The 21227-nt window shown below is 54.0% G+C and carries 14 protein-coding genes; 7 read left to right on the top strand and 7 right to left on the bottom strand.

Annotated elements, in window-relative coordinates; all coding sequences use genetic code 11:
* Window position 1: 1 nt before the first annotated feature.
* The 7 genes from QFZ34_RS01850 to QFZ34_RS01820 all read left to right on the top strand — a co-directional run bounded on the left by QFZ34_RS01850 (window position 2) and on the right by QFZ34_RS01820 (window position 6399).
* Entirely contained in the window at window positions 2-607 is a 606-nt protein-coding gene (locus QFZ34_RS01850; protein ID WP_307276142.1) for a DUF4142 domain-containing protein, read from the top strand.
* Window positions 608-650: 43 nt separating this feature from the next.
* Window positions 651-1184: a hypothetical protein gene (locus tag QFZ34_RS01845; RefSeq protein ID WP_307276138.1), complete on the top strand. Its 534-nt coding sequence runs from the start codon at window positions 651-653 to the stop codon at window positions 1182-1184.
* Between the two features lie 5 nt (window positions 1185-1189).
* Window positions 1190-2701 (top strand): FAD-dependent oxidoreductase, encoded by a 1512-nt coding sequence (locus tag QFZ34_RS01840; RefSeq protein ID WP_307276135.1) that lies wholly within the window; start codon window positions 1190-1192, stop codon window positions 2699-2701.
* Window positions 2698-3987, top strand: a complete 1290-nt coding sequence (locus tag QFZ34_RS01835) for an SDR family oxidoreductase (protein WP_307276131.1) — start codon at window positions 2698-2700, stop codon at window positions 3985-3987. Before QFZ34_RS01840 ends, QFZ34_RS01835 begins: the two co-directional genes overlap by 4 nt.
* The gene (locus QFZ34_RS01830; protein WP_307276128.1) at window positions 3987-4460 is read left to right on the top strand and encodes a DUF2269 family protein; all 474 of its coding nucleotides are present in this window, start codon (window positions 3987-3989) and stop codon (window positions 4458-4460) included. Before QFZ34_RS01835 ends, QFZ34_RS01830 begins: the two co-directional genes overlap by 1 nt.
* Window positions 4461-4760: 300 nt before the next feature.
* Window positions 4761-5768: a zinc-binding metallopeptidase family protein gene (locus QFZ34_RS01825; RefSeq protein WP_307276126.1), complete on the top strand. Its 1008-nt coding sequence runs from the start codon at window positions 4761-4763 to the stop codon at window positions 5766-5768.
* A gap of 127 nt (window positions 5769-5895) precedes the next feature.
* Window positions 5896-6399: a DUF2243 domain-containing protein gene (locus tag QFZ34_RS01820; RefSeq protein WP_307276123.1), complete on the top strand. Its 504-nt coding sequence runs from the start codon at window positions 5896-5898 to the stop codon at window positions 6397-6399.
* A 782-nt stretch (window positions 6400-7181) separates the two neighbouring features.
* Here the strand turns inward: QFZ34_RS01820 and QFZ34_RS01815 are convergent.
* The 7 genes from QFZ34_RS01815 to treS are packed head-to-tail and all read right to left on the bottom strand — an operon-like array spanning window position 7182 to window position 21226.
* Window positions 7182-7385 (bottom strand): DUF2934 domain-containing protein, encoded by a 204-nt coding sequence (locus QFZ34_RS01815; RefSeq protein WP_307276121.1) that lies wholly within the window; start codon window positions 7383-7385, stop codon window positions 7182-7184.
* Window positions 7386-7445: 60 nt separating this feature from the next.
* Window positions 7446-10037 (bottom strand): malto-oligosyltrehalose synthase, encoded by a 2592-nt coding sequence (gene treY / locus QFZ34_RS01810; protein ID WP_307276118.1) that lies wholly within the window; start codon window positions 10035-10037, stop codon window positions 7446-7448.
* A 3-nt stretch (window positions 10038-10040) separates the two neighbouring features.
* Window positions 10041-11885 carry a 4-alpha-glucanotransferase gene (gene malQ / locus QFZ34_RS01805; RefSeq protein WP_307276115.1) on the bottom strand — a complete coding sequence of 615 codons (1845 nt, stop codon included), beginning with the start codon at window positions 11883-11885 and terminating at the stop codon, window positions 10041-10043.
* Window positions 11882-13684 carry a malto-oligosyltrehalose trehalohydrolase gene (treZ, locus tag QFZ34_RS01800; RefSeq protein WP_370878671.1) on the bottom strand — a complete coding sequence of 601 codons (1803 nt, stop codon included), beginning with the start codon at window positions 13682-13684 and terminating at the stop codon, window positions 11882-11884. Before treZ ends, malQ begins: the two co-directional genes overlap by 4 nt.
* Window positions 13677-15764 carry a glycogen debranching protein GlgX gene (glgX, locus tag QFZ34_RS01795; RefSeq protein WP_307276109.1) on the bottom strand — a complete coding sequence of 696 codons (2088 nt, stop codon included), beginning with the start codon at window positions 15762-15764 and terminating at the stop codon, window positions 13677-13679. The genes treZ and glgX overlap by 8 nt, the downstream gene beginning before the upstream one ends.
* Window positions 15765-18014, bottom strand: coding sequence for a 1,4-alpha-glucan branching protein GlgB (glgB, locus tag QFZ34_RS01790; RefSeq protein ID WP_370878670.1), 2250 nt, complete (start codon window positions 18012-18014; stop codon window positions 15765-15767). It abuts the gene before it with no gap.
* Complete coding sequence (treS, locus tag QFZ34_RS01785; protein WP_307276103.1) at window positions 17960-21226, bottom strand: maltose alpha-D-glucosyltransferase; 3267 nt, start codon at window positions 21224-21226, stop codon at window positions 17960-17962. Before treS ends, glgB begins: the two co-directional genes overlap by 55 nt.
* Window position 21227 lies beyond the last annotated feature (1 nt).

Here is a 21227-nt window from a genome sequence, read left to right as displayed (position 1 = left end):
GATGCTCAAATATCTTGCTGCAGCTCTCGTCGTGATACCTTTTGCACCAGCGCTGGCGCAAATCGGCAATCCGGCCAACCTTTCTCCTGACACCCGGTTGGAGGCGCCCGGAACTCCTGCTCCGCATCAAACAAACAATACAGATCGCCTTTTTGCACAGCTGGCAGCAGCAGGCGGGCTCGCTGAGGTTGAACTTTCACAGCTTGCAAATACAAGAGCCAGCAACACAGGCGTCAAGAATTTTGCGCGAATGATGATCGACGATCACTCTGACGCCAATGCGAGGCTAAAGAAATTGGCCGAGGCCGCGAAAATTCCGTTGCCTGAAGTGCTCGATCCAGATCACAGCGCAGTCAAACGGAAGCTCGAGACAGCTGATGGCGAAACCTTCGATGTCGCCTATATGCGGGCACAAATCATCGACCATCAAAAAACTACGCAGTTGCTCACTTGGGAAATCGGTTCAGGTCAGGACGTGCAGATGCAGCGATATGCTTCGATGAATTTACCCAAGGTGATGAAACATCTTCGGCTTGCACAAAATATCGCAGCGGAGTTAACGGGGCAGGCCTCCCGCGAAATCAGCTCGCTCACCGGGAGCAAATAGGAATGTTGAGGCACCCAGCCTGTACCGGTGCAAAAAGGAACCATTGAGCCGAACCGCGGTTTCGCTTCAACAAATTAAAGGCAGCGATATGCAACGTATTATATTCGGCGTTCTGTCTGGGGTTTGCGCCACTATGGTGATGACGGCTGCGATGCGCCAACTGTACCTTCAACTTGACGAAGACAAGCGGTATCCGCTTCATCCGTCCGAGATAACCAATGAAGTCATCGGCAACCAGGGACGAAAGAAACACCAAACCTTGACGGTATTAGCGCATTTTGCTTTTGGAGGCCTTACTGGAGCGCTCTATCCGGTCTTTGACAGGAAATTGAATGGACTGCAGTACGGCAGTATCATCTGGGGGCTGAGTTATCTCGGCTGGGTTCCTGCAGCGCGCATTTTACAACCGGCTACACAACACCCTCTTGAACGCAACCTGCTGATGCTGACGGTGCATCTTATCTGGGGCGCCGCGCTCTCCTCCTCGCTTCGGGAACTCGACAAATCCGCCGCCTCAATATTTACAACTGGCCCTATTCGTGACGCGGGCGGCAAGTATCCCGCAACCAACAGGTGAACCGAATGAAGAACCAGCCGCTTTGGTTTGAGGGCGTTCCATCCAGGCATTATCCAGCCCTTGAGCAGGCGCTGACGGTCGATGTCGCCGTCATCGGCGGCGGAATTGTTGGCCTTTATGCAGCGCATCGTTTGCAGCAAGCCGGCTTTAAGGTCGCCTTGTTTGAAGCCAGAACCATCGGTCGGCAGGCAACAGGTCGCTCGACGGCAAAAGTGACATCTCAGCACGGTATGAAATACGCCAGGCTGATTGATAGTTTTGGCAGCGAAGCTGCGAAGATTTATGCTCTGGCCAATCAACTTGCCGCCAAGGAACTCGCAGCTCTCGCCCAGACGATGAGCGCCTCTTGCGGACTTGAAGAACGTTCGGCTTACATTTACGCAACCAACGCGCAGGAAGCAGAACAGCTGGCGCGTGAACGTGATGCAGCCAGATCTTTGGGACTGCACTACGACATCGTCAACGACATCAAGTTGCCATTTCATCCCGAAGCGTCGCTCAAGCTTTCTGGCCAATATCAACTGGATCCTTATGCCTTTTGCGTCAGCCTTGCTGAAAATATCTCCTTGAAGGCGAATATCTTTGAAGACAGCCGTGTCACGCAGGTGGATTATGGTGAACCGTGTGTGCTCCAGATTAATGGTCACGACGTTAGAGCAAATCATGTGATCGTTGCAACGCAGTTGCCCATCATTTCGCAAGGGCATTACTTCACAAAGGCATATCCGTTCGCGCACCCCGTTATCGCAGCCCCAATGACAGGCGAACCTTCATTTGAAGGCATGTTTATCTCGGCTGGCTCGCCCTCTCACTCATTTCGAACGGCAACAAAGAATGGTATTGCCTACCTCGTTGCCGCTGGCCCTGAATTCAAACCGGGACAAGCCGACGAGCAGACCGCCGCTATTGAAAATCTTCACACGTTCGTGGAGCGAAACTTTGGCCTCGAGATGTTTTCGCATCTCTGGATTAACGAAGACTTCCGGACCATGGACGAACTGCCCTTCGTGGGTCCTGTCAAAGCGTCCCAGCCGCGCCTGCAGGTGGTTACAGGTCTATCTGCTTGGGGAATAACGCAAGCGGCCGTTTCCGCAGAAATCGTTACCGGAAATATCCTGCAAAATGCTCACCCATGCGCGGCGCTTTTTGATGCCACGCGCATGGATCTTGTGCGCGGTGCCGGTTCTTTCGTTGCCAACAATACAGCAGCAGGTGTCCGCCTGTTGAAAGACAGGCTCTTCCGGTCTCAGGTCCAGGACAAGAACGCTGTTCCTGCAGGCGGGGCAGGAATCATCCTCCATAATGGAGAGCAAGTGGCGTTGCGGCGCGGCGAAGACGGATCAGAATTCGCCCTGTCGGCGGTCTGTACTCACCTCGGATGTATCGTGGGTTGGAATCAGGCTGACGAAACATGGGACTGTCCGTGCCATGGCTCGCGATTTGACAAGCATGGCCAAGTTATCTCCGGTCCTGCGACCCTACCACTGGCACGCCGCGATCTGCGAGAAAATCCATGAATATCCTTGTGCTTGGCGCAACCGGGTTAATCGGTTCCTCAATCTGTGCTGATCTAGTGACCGCCGGTCACAAGGTCGTCGCCGGAGTCCGCGCTACTTCCGATCCCCTCCCTCCAGGGATCACCCGCGTCGTTAAGATAGACTTGGCCAAACTGATTGAGCCCGAGCTGTGGGCGCCTGTTCTTTCCGATGTTGATATTGTCATCAACTGCGCCGGTACGCTGCAAGATGGTCCGGGCGAGGACACGCGAGGCGTTCACATCGCAGGACCGGCCGCTCTTTTTGGCGCCTGCGCAGCGGCCAAAGTCCGCCGGGTCATTCATTTTTCGGCCATGGGCGTCAACAAGGAGCAACCTACTGCTTTTTCCCGCACCAAACTTGCGGCCGAAGAGAATCTGATCTCGAGTGATCTCGACTGGGTAATCTTGCGCCCGTCCGTAGTTCTGGGAAGCGGGGTATTTGGTGCCAGCGCTTTATTCCGCGCTCTGGCTGCTTTGCCCTGGGTGCCCATTGTCCCGGGCACAGGCAAATTGCAAGTTGTGCTGCTAAGCGATGTTGTTGACACCGTTTCCCACTTCATCAGTCTGGAAAACGAGGGATGTCTTGCCATTGATCTGGCTGGTCCGGAGGCAATGGACATCGCCGCGGTGATCGCAGCGTACAGGAAGTGGTATGGATGGCCGCCTGCAAAATCCGTCGTCTTGCCAACGTTCGCCACGAAAATTCTCTTCGGCTTGGGCGATCTGGCAGGCGCGCTCGGGTGGCGTCCGCCTATGCGATCGACCGCGGCCCTGGAGGCTGCAAGAGGTGCGGTGGGCGATCCGGGCGCCTGGACGATGGCGACCGGGATTCGCCCTGCAAGCCTTGGGGTAGCACTTCGGTCTTCACCTGCCTCCGTGCAGGAACGTTGGTTCGCAAAGCTTTATTTCATTAAGGCTGTCATATTCGTCATCCTTCCGATGTTCTGGATAGCCACAGGTCTGATCTCGTTGTCGTCTGGTTACCAGATCGGAATTGAGCTTATGCAGCGAGGTGGCGCTGGGATTTTTTCCGCGCCTGCTGTCATTGCTGGAGCTCTTGCCGATATAGCTGTGGGGGCACTGATGGCATATCGGCCGTTGACAAGATGGGGATTGCGCGGAGCAATCTTTCTTTGCCTGTTCTACGCTCTTGCAGGAACGATAATTCTCCCGGAACTATGGCGCGAGCCGCTCGGGCCATTGCTAAAAATTTGGCCGATACTGCTCCTGCATTTCGTGGCTTTGGCAATCCTGAAGGAGCGGTGATGACGTATTTCATTCTTAAGTATCTTCACATAATAGGCGCTTCAGTCTTACTCGGCACCGGCGCTGGAATCGCTTTTTTTATGCTGCTCGCGCATCGCACTGGCCAGGCGTCAACCATCGCAGCAGTTGCCCGAATCGTCGTGATAGCCGACTTTCTGTTCACCGCCACGGCTGTCATCGTCCAGCCAGTTACGGGCATAGCGCTGGCCTGGCACGTTGGCTATGGGCTTACCGAGGGATGGATCGTCATCTCCTTGATACTCTACATTGTGACGGGAGTTTTCTGGCTGCCAGTGGTGTGGATGCAGTTGAAAATGCGAAATCTTGCAATCACCGCCGCTGCAAACAACCAACCCTTGCCGGTCCGCTATCATCACCTGTTCAAGCTCTGGTTTGCGTTCGGCTTTCCTGCCTTCGCTGCGGTTCTGGCAATTTTCTGGCTCATGATAGCAAGACCAGTCCTGGAATGGTGATCGTCACCTCGGGCGCGTTCGTGCCAAAAATGCTTCATCCGGTAAGTGGGCAGCTCTCCGCACAGGCTCAGTTGGCGGAAATCAACAAACGGAACTTTTGAAACGCCGCAGTGTTGCGTCAATATCGTCAAGGCGCAAACGCGGCCGGATCGCCCTTAGGCATCGCCACTTTCCGGCCCGCTCTTCAAACAGGGGGCCAGCAATAGAAACGCAATATGAGATCTGGAAATGCTAGAGTCGTCGCTAAAATTTCTGAAAGATATATGTAAAGTACCCTCACCGAGCGGATATGAACAGCGCTTGGCGCAGATCTACCGCGACTATGTGCAGCCTTTTGCGGACAGTATTTCCACTGATGTTCACGGCAATGTCGTCGCAGCGATTAACCCAGACGCCGCAATGAAGATCATGCTAGCCGGGCATATGGACGAGATCGGTTTCATGATCCATTACATCGACGAGATGGGTTTCGTGTTTTTTAGCAGTATTGGAGGTAATGACGGTGCCGTGCCCGTCGGCCAGCGCGTCTGGTTACATGGCCGCAGCCAGATTCCCGGTGTGATCGGGCAAAAGGCAATGCATCTCATGAGTGCTGAAGAGTCCGGTAAAAAACCTTTATTGTCCGATTTATGGATTGATATTGGTGCCAGATCGAAAGCGGAAGCTGAGGAACTGGTAGCGGTTGGCGACGTCATAACTTTCCAGCATGATTATCAGCAGCTTGCCGGTGACCGTATCGCCGCTCGCGGGCTGGATAACAAGGCCGGTGTTTTTATTATAGCCGAAACCCTGCGTCTGCTGCGCACAAAATTCAGTCTCAATGCCAATGTTGGCGTTTTTGCTGTTGCGACGGTGCAGGAAGAGATCGGGTCGCGCGGCGCGCAGACGGCTGCATTTCAGGTTTGTCCCACGACGGGAATAGCCGTTGATATGGAACAGGCTGTAGATTATCCGCTGATAAGAAAGCAGGAATTCGGGCAGCGCGACCTTGGGTCGGGGCCGACAATTTCGCGTGGCGCCAATACAAACCCGGTTGTATATCGAATGTTAATTGATGCAGCCCGGCGGGAGGATATTCCTTATCAGGTGACCGCAATACCGGGGACCGCTCCCACTGATGAGAATAAGATGCAAGTCAACCAGGCAGGTATGGCAACGGGGTTAATCGGCGTTCCAATGCGCTATATGCACACGCCAAGCGAGGTTGTCAGCACACATGATCTCGAGATGTGCATCAAGCTGCTCGCGACGTATTGTTCGGATGTAACAGAATTGACTGACTTTACCCCGAGCCTGCGCGACTGGTGATGGTTGCCAACCCGAGCGGCCGGGCAATGCTCTTTGGGTATTGACCAAGTCATGGGAGCTGGCGCAACAGCTGGATGATGTTGCAAGAGCAATTGGCGAGCACGAACCAAGTATCGAAAGGAAAGCAATGTCTGTGACCGCCAAAAAACGACAATTTCCCGCTGCTGCGGGCATCTTGTTTGGACTGGGCCTGGGCGGCTTTTTCGACGGGATTGTGCTGCATCAGCTTCTGCAATGGCATCATATGCTGAGTAGCTGGTATCCGGTCAACTCCGTCGAGAACTTGCAGCTCAACACGTTTTGGGACGGTATCTTTCACAGTGCCACTTATCTCTTCGTCATTGCCGGGTTGTTTGTGCTTTGGCGCTCGTCGCACAGACAGCACTTTTATTGGTCGAACAAATTGCTGCTTGGAACAGTCCTGATGGGTTTTGGTGTTTTCAACTGCATGGAGGGTCTGATCAACCACCATTTATTGGGCATGCATCACGTCAATGAAGTCACCACGGCAGACCGTCGTTTCCTGTGGGATATCGGGTTCCTCATCTGGGGCGTATGCATGGTATTCGGAGGATTGATGTTTGTTCGCAAAGGCCGCCTGCAAAAAGCGGTATCGGACCGTGCTGAATAAGTTCGCGCGCTTGATTTTTCCGGTTCCGCCCTTCGCGATTTGGCTGGGCTTCGCCATTGCCATCATATTTGCGACCGAACCGGTATGGGGGTTCTTTGCCGGCCGAGTTGAAACTATTTGCCAAAGCTACTTCAATTGATCAAAGTTGCTGTGGTTGGTCATACGGTCGATCCTTGCGGACATTGAAAAAGGCAGACCATGAGCCGGCTTAATAGGAAGTTTTCCCGCTTGATGCGTTAAACCTATGATCCCATGATAGGCGATGGAACGGCACACAGGTACGAGCGGCGATGTTCAGGATCAAACACGGTGTTAAAACAACATTCGGCGACATCTTATGGAATGAGCCGCTGAGTCAAGTCCATGAATCTGTGGAACAATGCACGCCCGAGATCGAGTATATAATCTCAGTTTGATCACCACGAACAAGATGTATCGCTCCACAGATGATGCGCGTGGAAATCCGGTAAAGCAAATTGAGTAACACTATTGGTGGGTGACGGTTGCAGAAAGACCGATCCTGCAACAAGCCTCTCCAGACTTTTCGCCATCAGCTGACAGTCGTAAATAAAACGACGTCCGATGCCAGAGTGGTGGTCTTTGCAATTGACAACACATCGTTAGATGAAAGAGGCATCCGACACAAAGATCAAGTAGCGGACTACAAAAGACGCGCTCCAACGCCAGCGACTGGCAGTCGCAAGGGTGATAGCGATGGACAGTCATATCGGCCCGTTAAGGACCCGTCCGCTCGTGCATCAGTATCGACGGTCGCGTCCGCATTAGATGGGTTTGCGAGGTTTGCGTTGAGTCACTTTGGGGACGGGTGCGGTCGCCCGCGGTTTGACCGGTGGGACATTTCCCTTTTCCGCCACTTCCTGCTCCGCTGTCCGCCAATGATGTTCATGCTTACCTTCGGGACGGCCCTCCAGCTCCCATAGTTCATAGGCGCGGTTTTTGATGAGTTGGCTTTTGTCATTGTCCATTGTCAGCCTCGAATGTCAGATTTCGCTCGTCAAATTCCAACCGGCAAAATAGCAAAAAGTTCAATTTTTTTCTCCATCTGCGTAAATTAGGGTGAAGGTAGATTCTTGCATCATATCCCAGACGGGCATGTGGCGCGTCAGGCGAACAGCTCGCCCGGAGAACGCGTCTTTGAACGTGCGCGACAAAATCCTGCTGGGCATCTCCAGGACCGGTTCGTTCGAGCGCTTTTCACGGATGAAGCACTGCGATATCATGGTCGCGACGCAGATCGTCACCATGGTGTTTTTTTCTCTCATGAATGCCAAGAACCTTGAACTTCCCTCCCCTGATATCCGGATGGGGGTATAGGTCCCTGTTTCGAAAACTGCACGGCAGTGGTTTCGCAACCGCAAAACTGTTGCAATCAGCGCTTGCTTCCCCATCTCGTCTGGCTGGTCGAGGGCTATTTGTCGCCTATTGTCCGGGTCTACGAGGCTGAAGTCTCCGTTCTCAGCTCCTTGGTAGAAGTCGGGGATACCTGGCGCTACAAGCTTGAGCAAAGTGGCACTAAGGCTTTTCACCACGCCAGCGCGCCTGAACGGTTCAATTGTCGATGCGAAATCGTCCAGAAAGTTTGTGTTGGCTGGAGAAAGAATACCGGATAAAAAGCGCTTGATCCGGTCCTCATACGCCGTATTCACTTGGCGCCAGGACGTGTGCGTCTTTGCCTCCCGCATGGCCTTCTCCAAATAGGGAAGGAAACGCGACGTCAAGTCTGCCGTCGCGTCAGGCTTGCCAAGGTCGACAGACGGCCAAACCCCGGCCAAAGCCTGATAAATCAGCCATTCGGTTGAAGCATCGGGTTGCAGCTGGTGTCCATCGTCATGAATGCGCCACTGTCTGTTCATTGCGCTCCATCTTTCAACGGCCGCCAGCCATATGTCAGGGGCTTCGCTCAAGGCATACAAAAGTGCCCTGGCATCTTCGCCTCGCTTGGTATCATGCGTTGCCGTAGCCGACAGGGAATGATCCCCAGTTTGTGCACGGCGCGACATCAATCGATGAAATTCATCAATGGCGTCAGCTTTTGGCACCATTTCACCGCCAACCTCGTTCAGCGGCAGGAAATGGTTGTATCGATAGAACAAAGTGTCTTCAACAGCCTTCGCCATCACCGGGCCGGTCAATTGTTGAAACTTTCTGCGCAGAGCCCAGACCGTGTCGTCGCGTTTGGCGGTGGAGCCATCAAGCACACCGACCAAAGCTTCCAGCAGACTAGAAAAAGAGCGATCCGACTGTTCTTTCGCGTCACGAAGCACCAGGCCGAGCAAAGACACATCATTCGGGCTCATTCCAATTTTGGTACCGTAAGTGCGATAGACGGGAAACGCGACAATCAAATCCATCAAAGCGGTTTTCAGATCACCGGAAGAGGCATCAGGCCCAAGAAGCTGCTCAGCCAGCCTGGACAGATAGTGCAATTCCCGGCCAAAGTTTTCCTGCAGCACCTTCCGTTTTGCAACTTCCTCTTCGTGCTTGAGGTCGATTGACCCACCTGAGCGATCAGCATAGGCTTTGCCAAGAACGTCCCATCCCTTGCGATCGACAAAAGCCCCTCCGGATGCAGAAATGAACTCATAACCGGTTGTGCCGTTAACCGGCCAGTCCGAGGGCAGTCTTTCACCGGCTTGCAGTATTTTTTCAACAACCAGATAGCGCATTCCTCCTATTCTTTGGCGCAGACGCGAGAGGTACTGACATGGATCGGCGAGGCCATCAATATGATCAATTCGCAAGCCGTCAACCTGCCCGGACGCAACGAGCTCAAATGTCAGTCTATGCACATCTTCGAAGACAGCGGGCTCTTCCACACGCAGTCCAACCAGGCCATCAATGTCGAAAAACCGGCGATAGTTGAGATGAAACGCAGCCTCTTTCCAAGAAAGAAGCCTCCAGGGCTGCATTTCATGCAAGGTTATCATTTGAGCAGCATTGCGAGAAAAACGGGTGAGAAATGCATCGATCCGGCGGCAAGAGGACGACGGCGCGAGGATTTGCGTGATCTTGTCGTGAAAGCTTTCCGAGCTCAGGGGGTCGGCTTCGCGGGCTGCCTGAACAAGCTGGTCGCCAACCGGATCATCAAAACCTCTGAACACGAATTCGTATGACACAGGGTGGATCGGATAGGCAAGGCCGGCGTGGACCAGTGCCAAATATCCGGCATTGCCTGGTCTCATCAAGACGACAGTTCCTTCGTTCACGGATTCAGCATAGCTGTCCTGCAAAACGGGAAGAACAAGTTTCGACTGCCAATCGATGTCGAAATGGCCGCCAAAGGGGCTTCTTTCGCCCCACTCGATGACGCTGCGCCACCAGCCATTCTCGGGTGACGCTGCCATGTGGTTCGGCACTATATCCAGCATCACAGACAGACCCGCAGCAGTGAGTTCGGCGCAAAGCCTGTCAAAGCCCGCTCTGCCACCAAGGTTCTGATCAATCGTGTTGCAGTCGACGACGTCATAGCCGTGGGTTGATCCGCTGGTTGCCGAAAATATAGGTGAGCAGTACAGATGACTGATCCCCAGATTTTTCAGATGCGGAATGAGGCTGCGGGCGCGATCGAAGTTCATCCCGTTGCGAAACTGCAGACGATAGGTCGCCAGGGGAAGCATAATCTACCTCGGTCGTTCGGCGGCCACCGCCGCCAATATGGATTGAAAATACATATTCTGTCCCAGCTCTTCTATTTCGAGCGAGAGCTTACGCCGCCAGTTCGGGTAGACGTCAGGCGCTGTTCCTGGCATATTGGTCGGCTCCAGCTGGCACGCGACATCGGCCAATCGTACGGAAGTCAGGAGAGAGGGGGAGCGTGCCAAGAACCGATGTGCACCAATCATGACCTCCAGTGGCAGGGGCATCGATGCTTCGGCACAGTTTCGCGATAGCGAATCATATTCCTGTTGCGAAATCGCGTTCTCCTCGGCGAGCGCAAGAAGCAATGCGTGCCGCTCCTTCAACCGGACAGCGTGCTGATCTGCGGCCATTGTTTCGTCAATTAACTGAAACCGGCAGCGAAGCTCGATATCTTTCGCCAGCCACCATCCAGCCAGTGTCGGGAGGTCGTGCGTTGATAGACACGCCAGGGAAAGCTTTGGGTAATGTGCCATGGGGGTGAAAGCCCTGTCCGTCTTCTCGAAATACAGAACGCGGTAAGAAAGCACATTTGCCCGCGTCATTGCCTCGCGAAAGCCGCGCGGAACATTACCAAGATCCTCGCCGATGACGATACATTTGTGCAGGCGTGACAAGCACGACACAATCTGGACGAGCGTGTCAAACGGATACCGCAGATAGGTCCCGTTGGATGGAGAGCTTCCATCAGGAACCAGGAAGAGCTGTTTCAAAGCCATCGCATGGTCAATGCGCAACGCACCGGCCTGGCTCATCAGTTGATCCAGCACCTTGCGAAAGGAACTATCCGGGCGGACCATTGATTGCGGCGAGAACGGCGCAAGCCCCCAGTCCTGGCCATTGGTACTGAAGAAGTCCGGCGGAGCGCCAATGCGAAAACTGCGCAGATAATCTTTGCCGGAAGACCAGGCCGATGATCCGTCGGGGACTTCGCCCACGGCAAAATCCAGATACAATCCCAATCGCAATCCGGCTGTTCGCGCAGCATCAGCGGCCATATTCAGTTGTTTGTGCGAAACCCATTGTAACCAGCAATGAAAATCGATTTCACCGGTCGATGTGACTGCATATTCGGCGACCTTATCACTTTGAGGATCACGAAACGCCTCCGGCCAGCTCTGCCAACCGGCCCCCAAACCGGCGCACTTCATCTCAGCTGACAGGCATTCAAAAAGAGCATGATAAAACAGTCCCTGGCCAGCCTCCCGCCTGAAAGCGTCAAGAGCGAGCTGCTCTTGTTTGGCAGCGTCGGACGAATCCATGAGCCAGGTATGCCAGCAGCGCCGCAGGGCTTTGAGTTTGAGCTCTGCAACCCGCAGGTACTCGACGAGTTCGCCGCGGCGAAGTTCTGCCGCCTGTTCCAGCTCATCGGCGGCCGGCTGATAACCAGGAGCATGATCGACGGCAATATAGATCGGGTTGAGAAAGCGCCGGTTCGACGGCGAGAACGGGCTGTTACGATCCGGATCAGCCATAAAAAGTGCATGGAGGGGGTTAAGACCTATGAAATCAGCCCCCAGCCCGCCTGCGGTTTTGACCACGGCCGCAAGGTCTGCAAAGTCGCCTATTCCCCAATTTCGGCGCGAGCGCAGTTCATAGAGCTGCAACGACAATCCCCAACTTCGCCCCCCATCCAGCCATTCAGGCATATAGCATTGATTGTTGACGGACCCATCGTGCAATGCGGCTTCCGTCTGCGACTCAAAAGCATTCAATTCATGCGCAAGCTTCTCGACCGTCTCCCAGGGTACCTCGTGAACCGCTTTGTCGGTTCCTTCATAACGCATCGAAATACCGAGCGCCGCTGCGCTTTCCTCGGGCTTTTTCATGTCAGTGCAACCTCAACCGACACAGGGACCATCATTCCCTGTTCAGCTCTGGTATCCGTGTGGGGGTAAGCGAAAAATGGCTGGCATGGTGCTTTCACGACATTTGCAGCCGAGGCACCTAAATTGGCGCGCAGTGACAGCGTTCGGTTGACGTCGAACGACCAATCAATGGCAATGGCTGCCTGTTCCACCTGTATCCGGCGACCAACACCCGCGCCACCGCTGGCCAGCAGAGGCACAAGGTAGCGCCGGCGAAGAGCAATCAGCCTGTGAAAGTAGGCTCTCCAATCTCGCCCTTCGGGCGACGAGGGCTTGGCCCAGTCCAGTTTACACATCGCGAACGTGTTTTCATCATTGGGATCGGGAACATTTTCAATATCGCAATTGCCTTCACTGAACGCGGAAAAACTTGAAAACTCCCGTCGCCGCCCGTCCCGCACCAGATCGGCAAGCGTCCCGTGAAAGTCAGTAAAGAAGCAGAAGGGGCGCGTTTCGCCCCAGTCCTGCCCCATGAAGAACAGAGGAATATGAGGAGAGAGGAACAAAATCGCCGTCAATGTGTGGAGCAGGCGATCCTCCGCCAGCACCGCCAGTCGCTCGCCAAAAGCTCTGTTTCCGATTTGGTCATGGTTCTGCAGGAAATCGACAAAAGCGCTGAATGGAAGGGCGCTGCTGGGTTCTCCGCGGCGCTTTCCCGAGAGGTATTGCGAGGGCTGCCCCTGATAGACGAAGCCTTCCGTCAGCGCCGTTGCGAGTTTGTCCCATCGCTGATCCTTGAAATCGGAAAAATGGCCTTCTGTTTCACCCGTGGCGATCACATGGGCTACACTGTGAAAATCGTCGTTCCACTCTGCTGTATGCAACACAGCCTTTCCTCCCTCGCGATGATGAAGGCGAGTGATGTTCCGGTTATCTTCAGTCGTAAGATGTATATGTCTGTGTGGAAACTGGCACCGGATCTGCTGTGCTACCTCAACCAATATTTCGGGATCCGTAGTATCAACGATGTGATCAATGGCGTCAAAACGAAGCCCGTCAAATCGGAATTCACCGAGCCAATATAGCGCATTGTCGATGAAATAGTGGCGGACCGGTTTCTTTGCAAAGTTGATCGCCGGCCCCCACGGTGTATCGCGGCTTTTGTCGAAAAAGTCTGGTGCGAAGACCGGCAGATAGTTTCCGTCCGGCCCGAAATGATTATAAACGACATCGAGAAAAACCATGATTTCATGGCCATGAGCCGCGTCGATGAACGCCTTTAGATCGTCTGGTTTTCCATAGGCGGTGTGGGGGGCGTAAAGCAATGTTCCATCATATCCCCAACCGCGATTGCCGCCAAACTGGGCGACAGGCATGATCTCAATCGCAGTTATGCCTATTTCCGCCAGTAATGGCAGCTTTGCCATTGCCGCTTCGAACGTGCCTTCATCTGTGAACGTTCCGACATGAAGCTCGTAGATAACCGTCTCTTCCCAGGGCCGTCCGACCCACTCAGTATGACGCCATTCATAGGAACCCGAACAGACGATCGATCGCCCATGCACGTCGGTTTCCTGCCTGCGACTGGCAGGATCAGGCATGTTTCTCCCGTCATCGAGGACAAAACAATATGGGCTTCCGACGGGCAAATCAGCGATCAGTTTTTCAAACCAGCCGTCACCGGCTCGGTCCATCCGATAGCATTGCCCGTCGACGTCGAGTCGCAGCGCGTCCAAGCCAGGCGCCCAAATTCTGAACCGAACGCTTCCGCCTGGCATTTTGCAAGGGCCCCAGGCGAAGGGAATATCTTGCCTATCCATTGTTGTCTTCCACTACAATGAGAGATCGGGCGGGCAATATCAGGCTCGCGTCTGAAACAGGACGCACCGAATTGACTGACGCTTCACCTGACGAAGTATCGACCAACACCGACCAGCCGCTTTCTGACGGTGGCATTGTGAAGGGGATATCTTCAAAATGAGCATTGAGAAGGATACAGATCCGCTCTGTCGGTCCTGACAGCAGAAGTCCCATCGTTCGCATCTGCGCCTCATTCCAGTCCTTTGCCTCCAGTGCCTGACCGTCCGGGCGAAGCCATTGCGGCTCGGTCGAACTTGTTCCGTGTGCCGGTTGGTCATGCACATATTTTTCCTGCCGGAGCAGCTTGCGGGACTTCCGGACCTTGATCAGCTTTTGAACGAAAACTTGGAATGCCTCATCTCGCTCCGATCCCTTTTCCCAACTCAGCCATGTTGTTTCATTGTCCTGGCAATAGGAGTTGTTGTTGCCTTGTTGTGATCTCCCGATCTCATCGCCCATCAAAAGCATGGGAGTGCCTTGGGACAAGAGTGCCGTTGCAATCAATGCCCGTTTTAACCGGTCACGCAGGTCCAAAACGGTTGGATCATTGCTCTCCCCTTCCGCGCCGCAGTTCCAACTATAGTTGGCGGAATGGCCATCATTGTTGTCTTCGCCGTTGGGTTCGTTATGCTTCTCATTGTAGCTGACGACGTCGTTGAGCGTGAAGCCATCATGGGCGGCGACAAAGTTGACGCTCGCCCAGGGTCGGCGACCCCGCTTTTCAAACAGTTCCGACGATCCGAGCAACTTGCTCGACAGCGCCGGGGCCATTCCTTCATCACCTTTCCAGAACGAGCGCGTGGTATCGCGGAACTGATCGTTCCATTCTGCCCAGCCGGGCGGAAAATTGCCAAGCTGGTAGCCTTCAGGTCCCATATCCCACGGTTCGGCAATGAGTTTGACCATGGATAAAACCGGATCTTGCCGTACCGCTTCGAAGAACACAGCGTTGTGGTCGAAGTTTTCCCGATCGCGGCCAAGCGCCGACGCCAGGTCGAAACGAAAGCCGTCGATATGACATTCTTGAACCCAATACCGCAGGGAATCCATCACCATTTGCAAAACGCGTTGATTGCGAAGATTGACGGTATTGCCGCATCCGGTCGTGTCAAAGTAAAAACGAGGATCATCGCCCAGAAGATAGTAACTTGCATTGTCGATACCGCGAAATGACAATGTCGGGCCGAGATGATTGCCTTCAGCGGTGTGGTTGTAAACTACGTCCATGATTACTTCCAGCCCGGCCTCATGCAGTTTCCGGACCATCATCTTGAACTCGTGAATACTTCCTCCGGGTGATATGTAGCGCGCAGCCGGTGCAAAGAAGCCGATCGTATTGTAGCCCCAGTAGTTGCTGAGTCCCTTCTCCACCAGATAACGATCATCAAAAAAGGCCTGGACCGGGAGCAACTCGATCGACGTAACGCCAAGCTTGACGAGACGTTCGATCACTCGCTCATCTGACAGTCCTGCGAAAGTGCCCCTGACGCGTTCCCCCAGATCCTGGTTTCGCGCCGTCATTCCCTTGACATGTGTTTCGTAAATGATGGTCTCGCACCAAGGCACGTCGGGCCTTATGTCATTGCCCCATGTGACCGCGGGATCGACGACCACGCATTTGGGCATGACGAAAGCCGAGTCCCTTCGGTCCATGGCAAGATCTTCTCGAGAATGACCAACGCGATATCCGAACACCGCGTCGTGCCATTTGATATCTCCATAAAGGGCAAGCGCATAGGGATCGAGAAGGAGCTTGTTGGGATTGAACCGATGTCCAGCTTCAGGTGCATAGGGTCCGTGAACCCGGTAGCCGTAAAGCTGACCCGGTCGAATATCGGGGCAATAGCCATGCCACACCTCATGCGTATATTCGGGCAACTGGACACGTTCAAGTTCCCGTCTGCCGCCATTGTCGAAAAGACAAAGTTCAACCTTGGTTGCGTTGGCTGAAAAGATGGCGAAATTCACGCCGGCGCCATCCCAATGCGCACCCAGGGGGAATGATGAACCGGATCTGATGATGGTTTTTTTCCTGTGCATCTAGTTTCCTGCTTTAAACAACAGTGTCGCCAAAGGTGGGAGCGTTATGGAAAGGGAATGGGGCCTTCCATGCCAGGGCAGATCGTCGGCCTGAAGAAAACCCGCATTGCCCACATTGGAACCGCCGTAGTGCTGGGCGTCTGTATTGAGCAGCTCGGTCCAACCCCCAGGTGATGGCACGCCGATACGATAGTTTGTCCGCACCACCGGTGTCATGTTGCAGACTACCAAAACGGTCTCTGCGCCTCCCTGGCCCTTGCGAAGATAGGCAAAGACACTGTTCTCGTGGTCATTCTGCTCTATCCACTCGAAACCAGCAGGATCACAATCGAGCTCATGTAGCGCGCCCAGTGTGCGGTATAGTCTGTTAAGGTCTCGAACGAGATCTTGGACCCCCCGATGCAACGGGTCGGCCAAGAGATGCCAATCAAGCGACCTGTCATGGTTCCATTCGCGCTCCTGAGCAAATTCACATCCCATAAACAACAACTTTTTGCCCGGATGGGTCCACATGAAACCCAGATATGCACGCGTGTTTGCAAATTTCTGCCAGCGATCGCCCGGCATTTTTTGCAGAAGCGAACCTTTGCCGTGAACCACCTCGTCGTGGGAAATCGGCAGGACGAATTTTTCTGAATAGGCGTAGAGAAGTCCAAACGTCATCTGTGAATGGTGGTAATGGCGATTGATGGGATCTTCGGCCATGTATTTCAAAGTGTCGTGCATCCATCCCATGTTCCATTTGAAATCAAAACCCAGGCCCCCTTCCGCTACGGGGCGGCTGACGCCTGGCCAGGCTGTCGATTCTTCTGCGATCATCAAAGCGCCCGGGTGTCTGGCGTGAACGTTACCGTTGGTGCTACGCAGGAAATCGACGGCGTCCAGATTGTGATTTCCGCCAAATCTGTTGGCGAGCCATTCGCCCTCTTTGCGGCTGTAGTCGAGGTAGAGCATGGAGGCAACGGCATCTACCCGCAGCGCGTCGATGTGGAAATTACCGAGCCAGTGAAGTGCACTTGCCTGCAAATAATTTGCCACTTCGGGACGGCCGAAATTGTAGATCAATGTGTTCCAGTCCTGATGGAAACCGAGACGAGGATCTTCGTGTTCATAAAGCGCGGTTCCGTCGAACCGCACCAGCCCATGGGCGTCGGATGGGAAATGGGCTGGAACCCAGTCAATGATGACACCGATTCCTGCCTGATGAAACCGGTCAACAAAGTCACAAAACTGCTCGGGCGTCCCAAAGCGCTTGGTCGGTGCGAACAGTCCAATCGGTTGATAGCCCCAGGAGCCGGTGAATGGGTGCTCTGTCACCGGAAGCAGTTCGATATGGGTAAAACCCATGTCGCTGACATAGGGGATTAAATAATCAGCAAGTTCGCCATAGCTTAGCAATTGATCGCAATCCCTGCGGCGCCAACTGCCCAGGTGAACCTCGTAGATCGACACGGGGGAAGCAGCACTTTGGCAAGATGCACGTTGCTGCATCCACGTGTCGTCGCTCCATGTGTGAATGGGCAACCCTGCAATAACCGAGGCGGTAGCGGGAGGCGCTTCCTGCGAAAACGAAACAGGGTCTGACTTGAGCGGAAGCAGGTCGCCGTAAACACCGACAATCTCATATTTATACAGTATGCCGGCTTCAACCTCTGGTATGAAGATTTCCCAGACGCCGCAGCCGTGCCGTTTTCTCATCGGATGACGTCGGCCATCCCAGGCATTGAAGTTGCCGACGACACTTACTCGCCGGGCGTTGGGAGCCCAAACGCAGAAAAGCACGCCCGGCACTTCTTCGAGCTCGGCAGGGTGCGCACCCAGGCGTCGGGAAAGTTCAAGATGTTTGCCCTCTTTAAGCAGATACTCGTCAAGATCTCCCAATACAGGTGGGAACCGATACGGATCTTCAACGGTCCAAACCTTTTCGCCTGCCGAAAATTGTAAGAGGTAGGGAAAGGGCTGGTGTCGGTCAGCGATACGGCCACAGAAAAAGCCTTCATTGCCTATGGCATCCAAGGGCCCCAGCACCGCTCCTGTCGCCTTGTCGACAATTTGAGCTGACGCTGTTTGAGGGGCAAAAACTCTTACATACAACGTTCCATCGACGTCACGATGCATTCCCAAAAATGAGAAAGGATCATCGTGCAATCCACGTATCACAGCCTCAATCTGCCAGGACAAGCTCGAATCGATCGTCAAAACTTTGCCTCCAGCAGTTTTGCCAGCCCACGCAGCGGGATTCCCACCCATTGCGGCCGGTTGTCGAGTTCGTAGATAATTTCGTAAGCGGCCTTTTGGATTTGCAGAACCTGCAAGAGATGCCTGGAAAAACCGTTCGGCTGAGAATAGGTCGAACAACCGGCCATATGGCGGTTGTAAGAGGTCATGAAGGCCGCAACCGCGTCTTTTTGCCAGGCGTATATCGCATTTACGGCGGCATCGGCTCCGGCAGCCTTGAGCGACTCGGCAATTGCTGTTTCGGCAGCATAATCGAATGACCGCAACATGCCGGCTACATCGACCAAAGGAGATGATTTGTGCCGACGCTGATCCAATGGTCGGCGCGGCTCGCCTTCAAAATCGATGATTGCCAGGTCATTCTCGACAATAAGCACCTGGCCAAGGTGATAGTCGCCGTGAATTCGCGATAGGCCGCCGGACGGGCCAAGATCGCTCAGACTCTCGATCAACCTTGTCAAGGGTTCGCGCGCTGCAAGGATTTTTTGCACGTCCTCCAGAGCGGAAACCATGGGAACATTGTTGAGGCGCGCATACAGGCGGTCCAGATCCTCCATGGTGTTGTCAACAACGCCCTTCAAATAGTTTGTTGTCATCGGCTCAATCTGAAACGCCGGCACTTCGCTGATGCCGGACAATGCACGATGAAGCTCAGCCGTACGTTGCCCCAGAACTTCTGCGATATTGACGGGCAGCTGCTCGGCGATCGTCCCGGAAAAACTTCCAGCCCCGCTCGCGGTGAAAATTTCGCCTGCGGAACGCTTGAGCGCTGATACGATCGCATCCCAGGCATTGCCTTGATTGCTGACGAAGACTGACACTACCACCAAGGTCGCAGGCTGGCCGTTCGGCTCCGCAACCTCTATATGTCCCAGATAGGCGGGCGTATTCTTGAAGCCGGTCCTTTCGGTAAGCGCCTGAGCAATCTCGACATCCGGCTGCACGCCCGGCCGCAGCTGCCGGTAAAGCTTCAAAATTAGCTTGTCTCCAAACGCAACTGAAACATTGCTTTGGTCAGCGGTAAGTACGCGCGGCGGTTGCAGTTCGTCCAGTTGCTTCAATCGATCCGAAGCGTGAAATATCAAACCGTCCTCAGACCGGGCCTCATCGGCATTTTGCAACCTGGATATGAGCTCGGCGGCAAATTTTTCGTCATACGCCGCATCGATCAACGAGCCTACGGTAGAACCTCGCCTGATCTTTGCCATTGTGTAGGACAGCTTGGGCGAACCGAAAGCCAGATTGGCCTCACCCCATTTTGCAGATACGGGCAAGGAATAGGTGTGGACCTGACCTGCGATCTGTATATCGACGAGGGCCCATGCGCAATCACCGCCGGCGATTTCGATCAGGTTGCGTGTCTCTATCCTTTCGATATTTTGGCCCTTGTGGCTGAACCATCGCTGAAGAGGAAGGAACTTGGGAAGTACATCCTGCTCAAGCTGCGTCTTTTCTCTGCCGCTCAATACCGAAGCTGCGCGCCCGTCACGGACGGCAAGTGTAACAAACTCCGGCAATATCTCGGGCATCTTGCGGTGCCAGGCCGGCGCGTCGAACTCCTGAGCCAGCCGGAACCAGTAAAAGCCGTAGGGAGCAAGCGTGAGCAGATAGGGCAAATCGCCTATGGGCGGGAATGTCGAGCGGCCGTTCAGTTCGATCGGCACACATCCCTTCCATGCAGCAAGTTCAAGTTCAACTGCCTCTGCTGTCCTGGAGAGATTGGCAACACACAGGATCGTCTCGTTCCCGTGCTGGCGAAGATAGGCAAAGATTCTGCGGTTCAGCGGGTAGAGCAACGTCATTGTTCCGCGCCCGAACGACAAATGCTCCTTTCGGACCGCCATCATCCGTCTCATCCAGTTGAGCAAGGAGGAAGTATCGCGGTTCTGCGTTTCGACATTGATGACCTGGTAACCGTAGATGGGATCCGAGATTGCGGGCAGAAAGAGCCTTTGTGGGTCGGCTCGGGAAAACCCGCCATTTCTGTCGCTCGACCATTGCATCGGTGTGCGCACCCCGTCCCGATCGCCCAGATAATAATTGTCGCCCATGCCGATCTCGTCGCCATAATAAAGCACGGGAGATCCAGGAAGTGACAAGAGCAACGAATTCATTAGTTCAATCTTGCGACGATCGTTTTGCATCAAGGGCGCAAGACGTCGGCGTATACCAAGGTTGATGCGTGCGCGGCTATCTTCGGCATAGGTCTGCCAAAGATAATCGCGCTCCTCTTGCGTCACCATTTCCAATGTCAGTTCGTCATGGTTTCGAAGAAAAATTGCCCATTGGCAGTTCTCGGGAATATCGGGGGTCTGCCTGATGATATCGGTCAGTGGATGGCGATCTTCCTGGGCTACCGCCATGTACATGCGAGGCATGATGGGGAAATGAAAACCCATATGACATTCATCGCCCTCGCCGAAGTATGGCCGCGTGTCTTCAGGCCATTGATTGGCTTCAGCGAGCAGCATCCTGTCATCATAATGCGCATCAAGCTCGGCGCGAATTCGCCTGAGAACATCATGGGTTTCCGGAAGGTTTTCGTTGTTAGTTCCTTCTCGTTCCACCAAATAGGGGATGGCATCGAGCCGCAAACCATCGACCCCGATCTCAAGCCAATGATGCATTGCTTTGATGACTTCTTTGAAAACATTTGGATTGTCAAAGTTCAAGTCGGGCTGATGAGAGTAGAAACGGTGCCAGAAATAAGCGCCGGCCACCTCATCCCACGTCCAGTTGGACTTTTCCGTATCGGTGAAGATTATACGGGTTTCGGGGAACTTTGCATCTGTGTCGCTCCAGACATAAAAGTCGCGAGCGTTCGACCCGACTCTTGCCCGGCGTGCTCTTTGGAACCAGGGATGCTGGTCGGAGGTGTGATTGATGACCAATTCGGTTACCACGCGCAGGCCCCGAGCGTGGGCTTCCGTTACAAAGCGGCGAAAGCTGCGCATGTCTCCGTAACTGGGATTGATCGCCCTATAATCAGAGATGTCATAGCCATCGTCGCGAAGAGGAGATGGATAGAAAGGCAACAACCAGATCGTGTTCACGCCGAGTGTTTCTATATGATCCAGACGGCGAATAAGCCCGGCAAAATCGCCAATTCCATCGTCGTTTGAGTCTTGGAAGGCTTTCACATGGACTTGATAGATGATGGCATCTTTATACCAGTCGGGCGATTTTGACCCTGCAGGCGCATTAGCATTGACAGAAACATCCATG

This window comes from Phyllobacterium ifriqiyense, assembly GCF_030817885.1.
GTDB classification, from domain to species: Bacteria; Pseudomonadota; Alphaproteobacteria; order Rhizobiales; family Rhizobiaceae; genus Phyllobacterium; species Phyllobacterium ifriqiyense.
Note: the sequence above shows the minus strand (reverse complement) of the source record. Positions and strands in the feature narration are given on the sequence as shown.

What these genes read in the sequence shown, in the direction of transcription:
- QFZ34_RS01850 (WP_307276142.1), top strand. Translation starts at nt 2, where the DNA reads ATGCTCAAATATCTTGCTGCAGCTCTCGTCGTGATACCTTTTGCACCA.
- QFZ34_RS01840 (WP_307276135.1), top strand. Translation starts at nt 1,190, where the DNA reads ATGAAGAACCAGCCGCTTTGGTTTGAGGGCGTTCCATCCAGGCATTAT.
- QFZ34_RS01835 (WP_307276131.1), top strand. Translation starts at nt 2,698, where the DNA reads ATGAATATCCTTGTGCTTGGCGCAACCGGGTTAATCGGTTCCTCAATC.
- QFZ34_RS01830 (WP_307276128.1), top strand. Translation starts at nt 3,987, where the DNA reads ATGACGTATTTCATTCTTAAGTATCTTCACATAATAGGCGCTTCAGTC.
- QFZ34_RS01820 (WP_307276123.1), top strand. Translation starts at nt 5,896, where the DNA reads ATGTCTGTGACCGCCAAAAAACGACAATTTCCCGCTGCTGCGGGCATC.
- QFZ34_RS01815 (WP_307276121.1), bottom strand. Translation starts at nt 7,385, where the DNA reads ATGGACAATGACAAAAGCCAACTCATCAAAAACCGCGCCTATGAACTA.
- treY (WP_307276118.1), bottom strand. Translation starts at nt 10,037, where the DNA reads ATGCTTCCCCTGGCGACCTATCGTCTGCAGTTTCGCAACGGGATGAAC.
- malQ (WP_307276115.1), bottom strand. Translation starts at nt 11,885, where the DNA reads ATGAAAAAGCCCGAGGAAAGCGCAGCGGCGCTCGGTATTTCGATGCGT.
- treZ (WP_370878671.1), bottom strand. Translation starts at nt 13,684, where the DNA reads ATGGATAGGCAAGATATTCCCTTCGCCTGGGGCCCTTGCAAAATGCCA.
- glgX (WP_307276109.1), bottom strand. Translation starts at nt 15,764, where the DNA reads ATGCACAGGAAAAAAACCATCATCAGATCCGGTTCATCATTCCCCCTG.
- glgB (WP_370878670.1), bottom strand. Translation starts at nt 18,014, where the DNA reads ATGGGTGGGAATCCCGCTGCGTGGGCTGGCAAAACTGCTGGAGGCAAA.
- treS (WP_307276103.1), bottom strand. Translation starts at nt 21,226, where the DNA reads ATGGATGTTTCTGTCAATGCTAATGCGCCTGCAGGGTCAAAATCGCCC.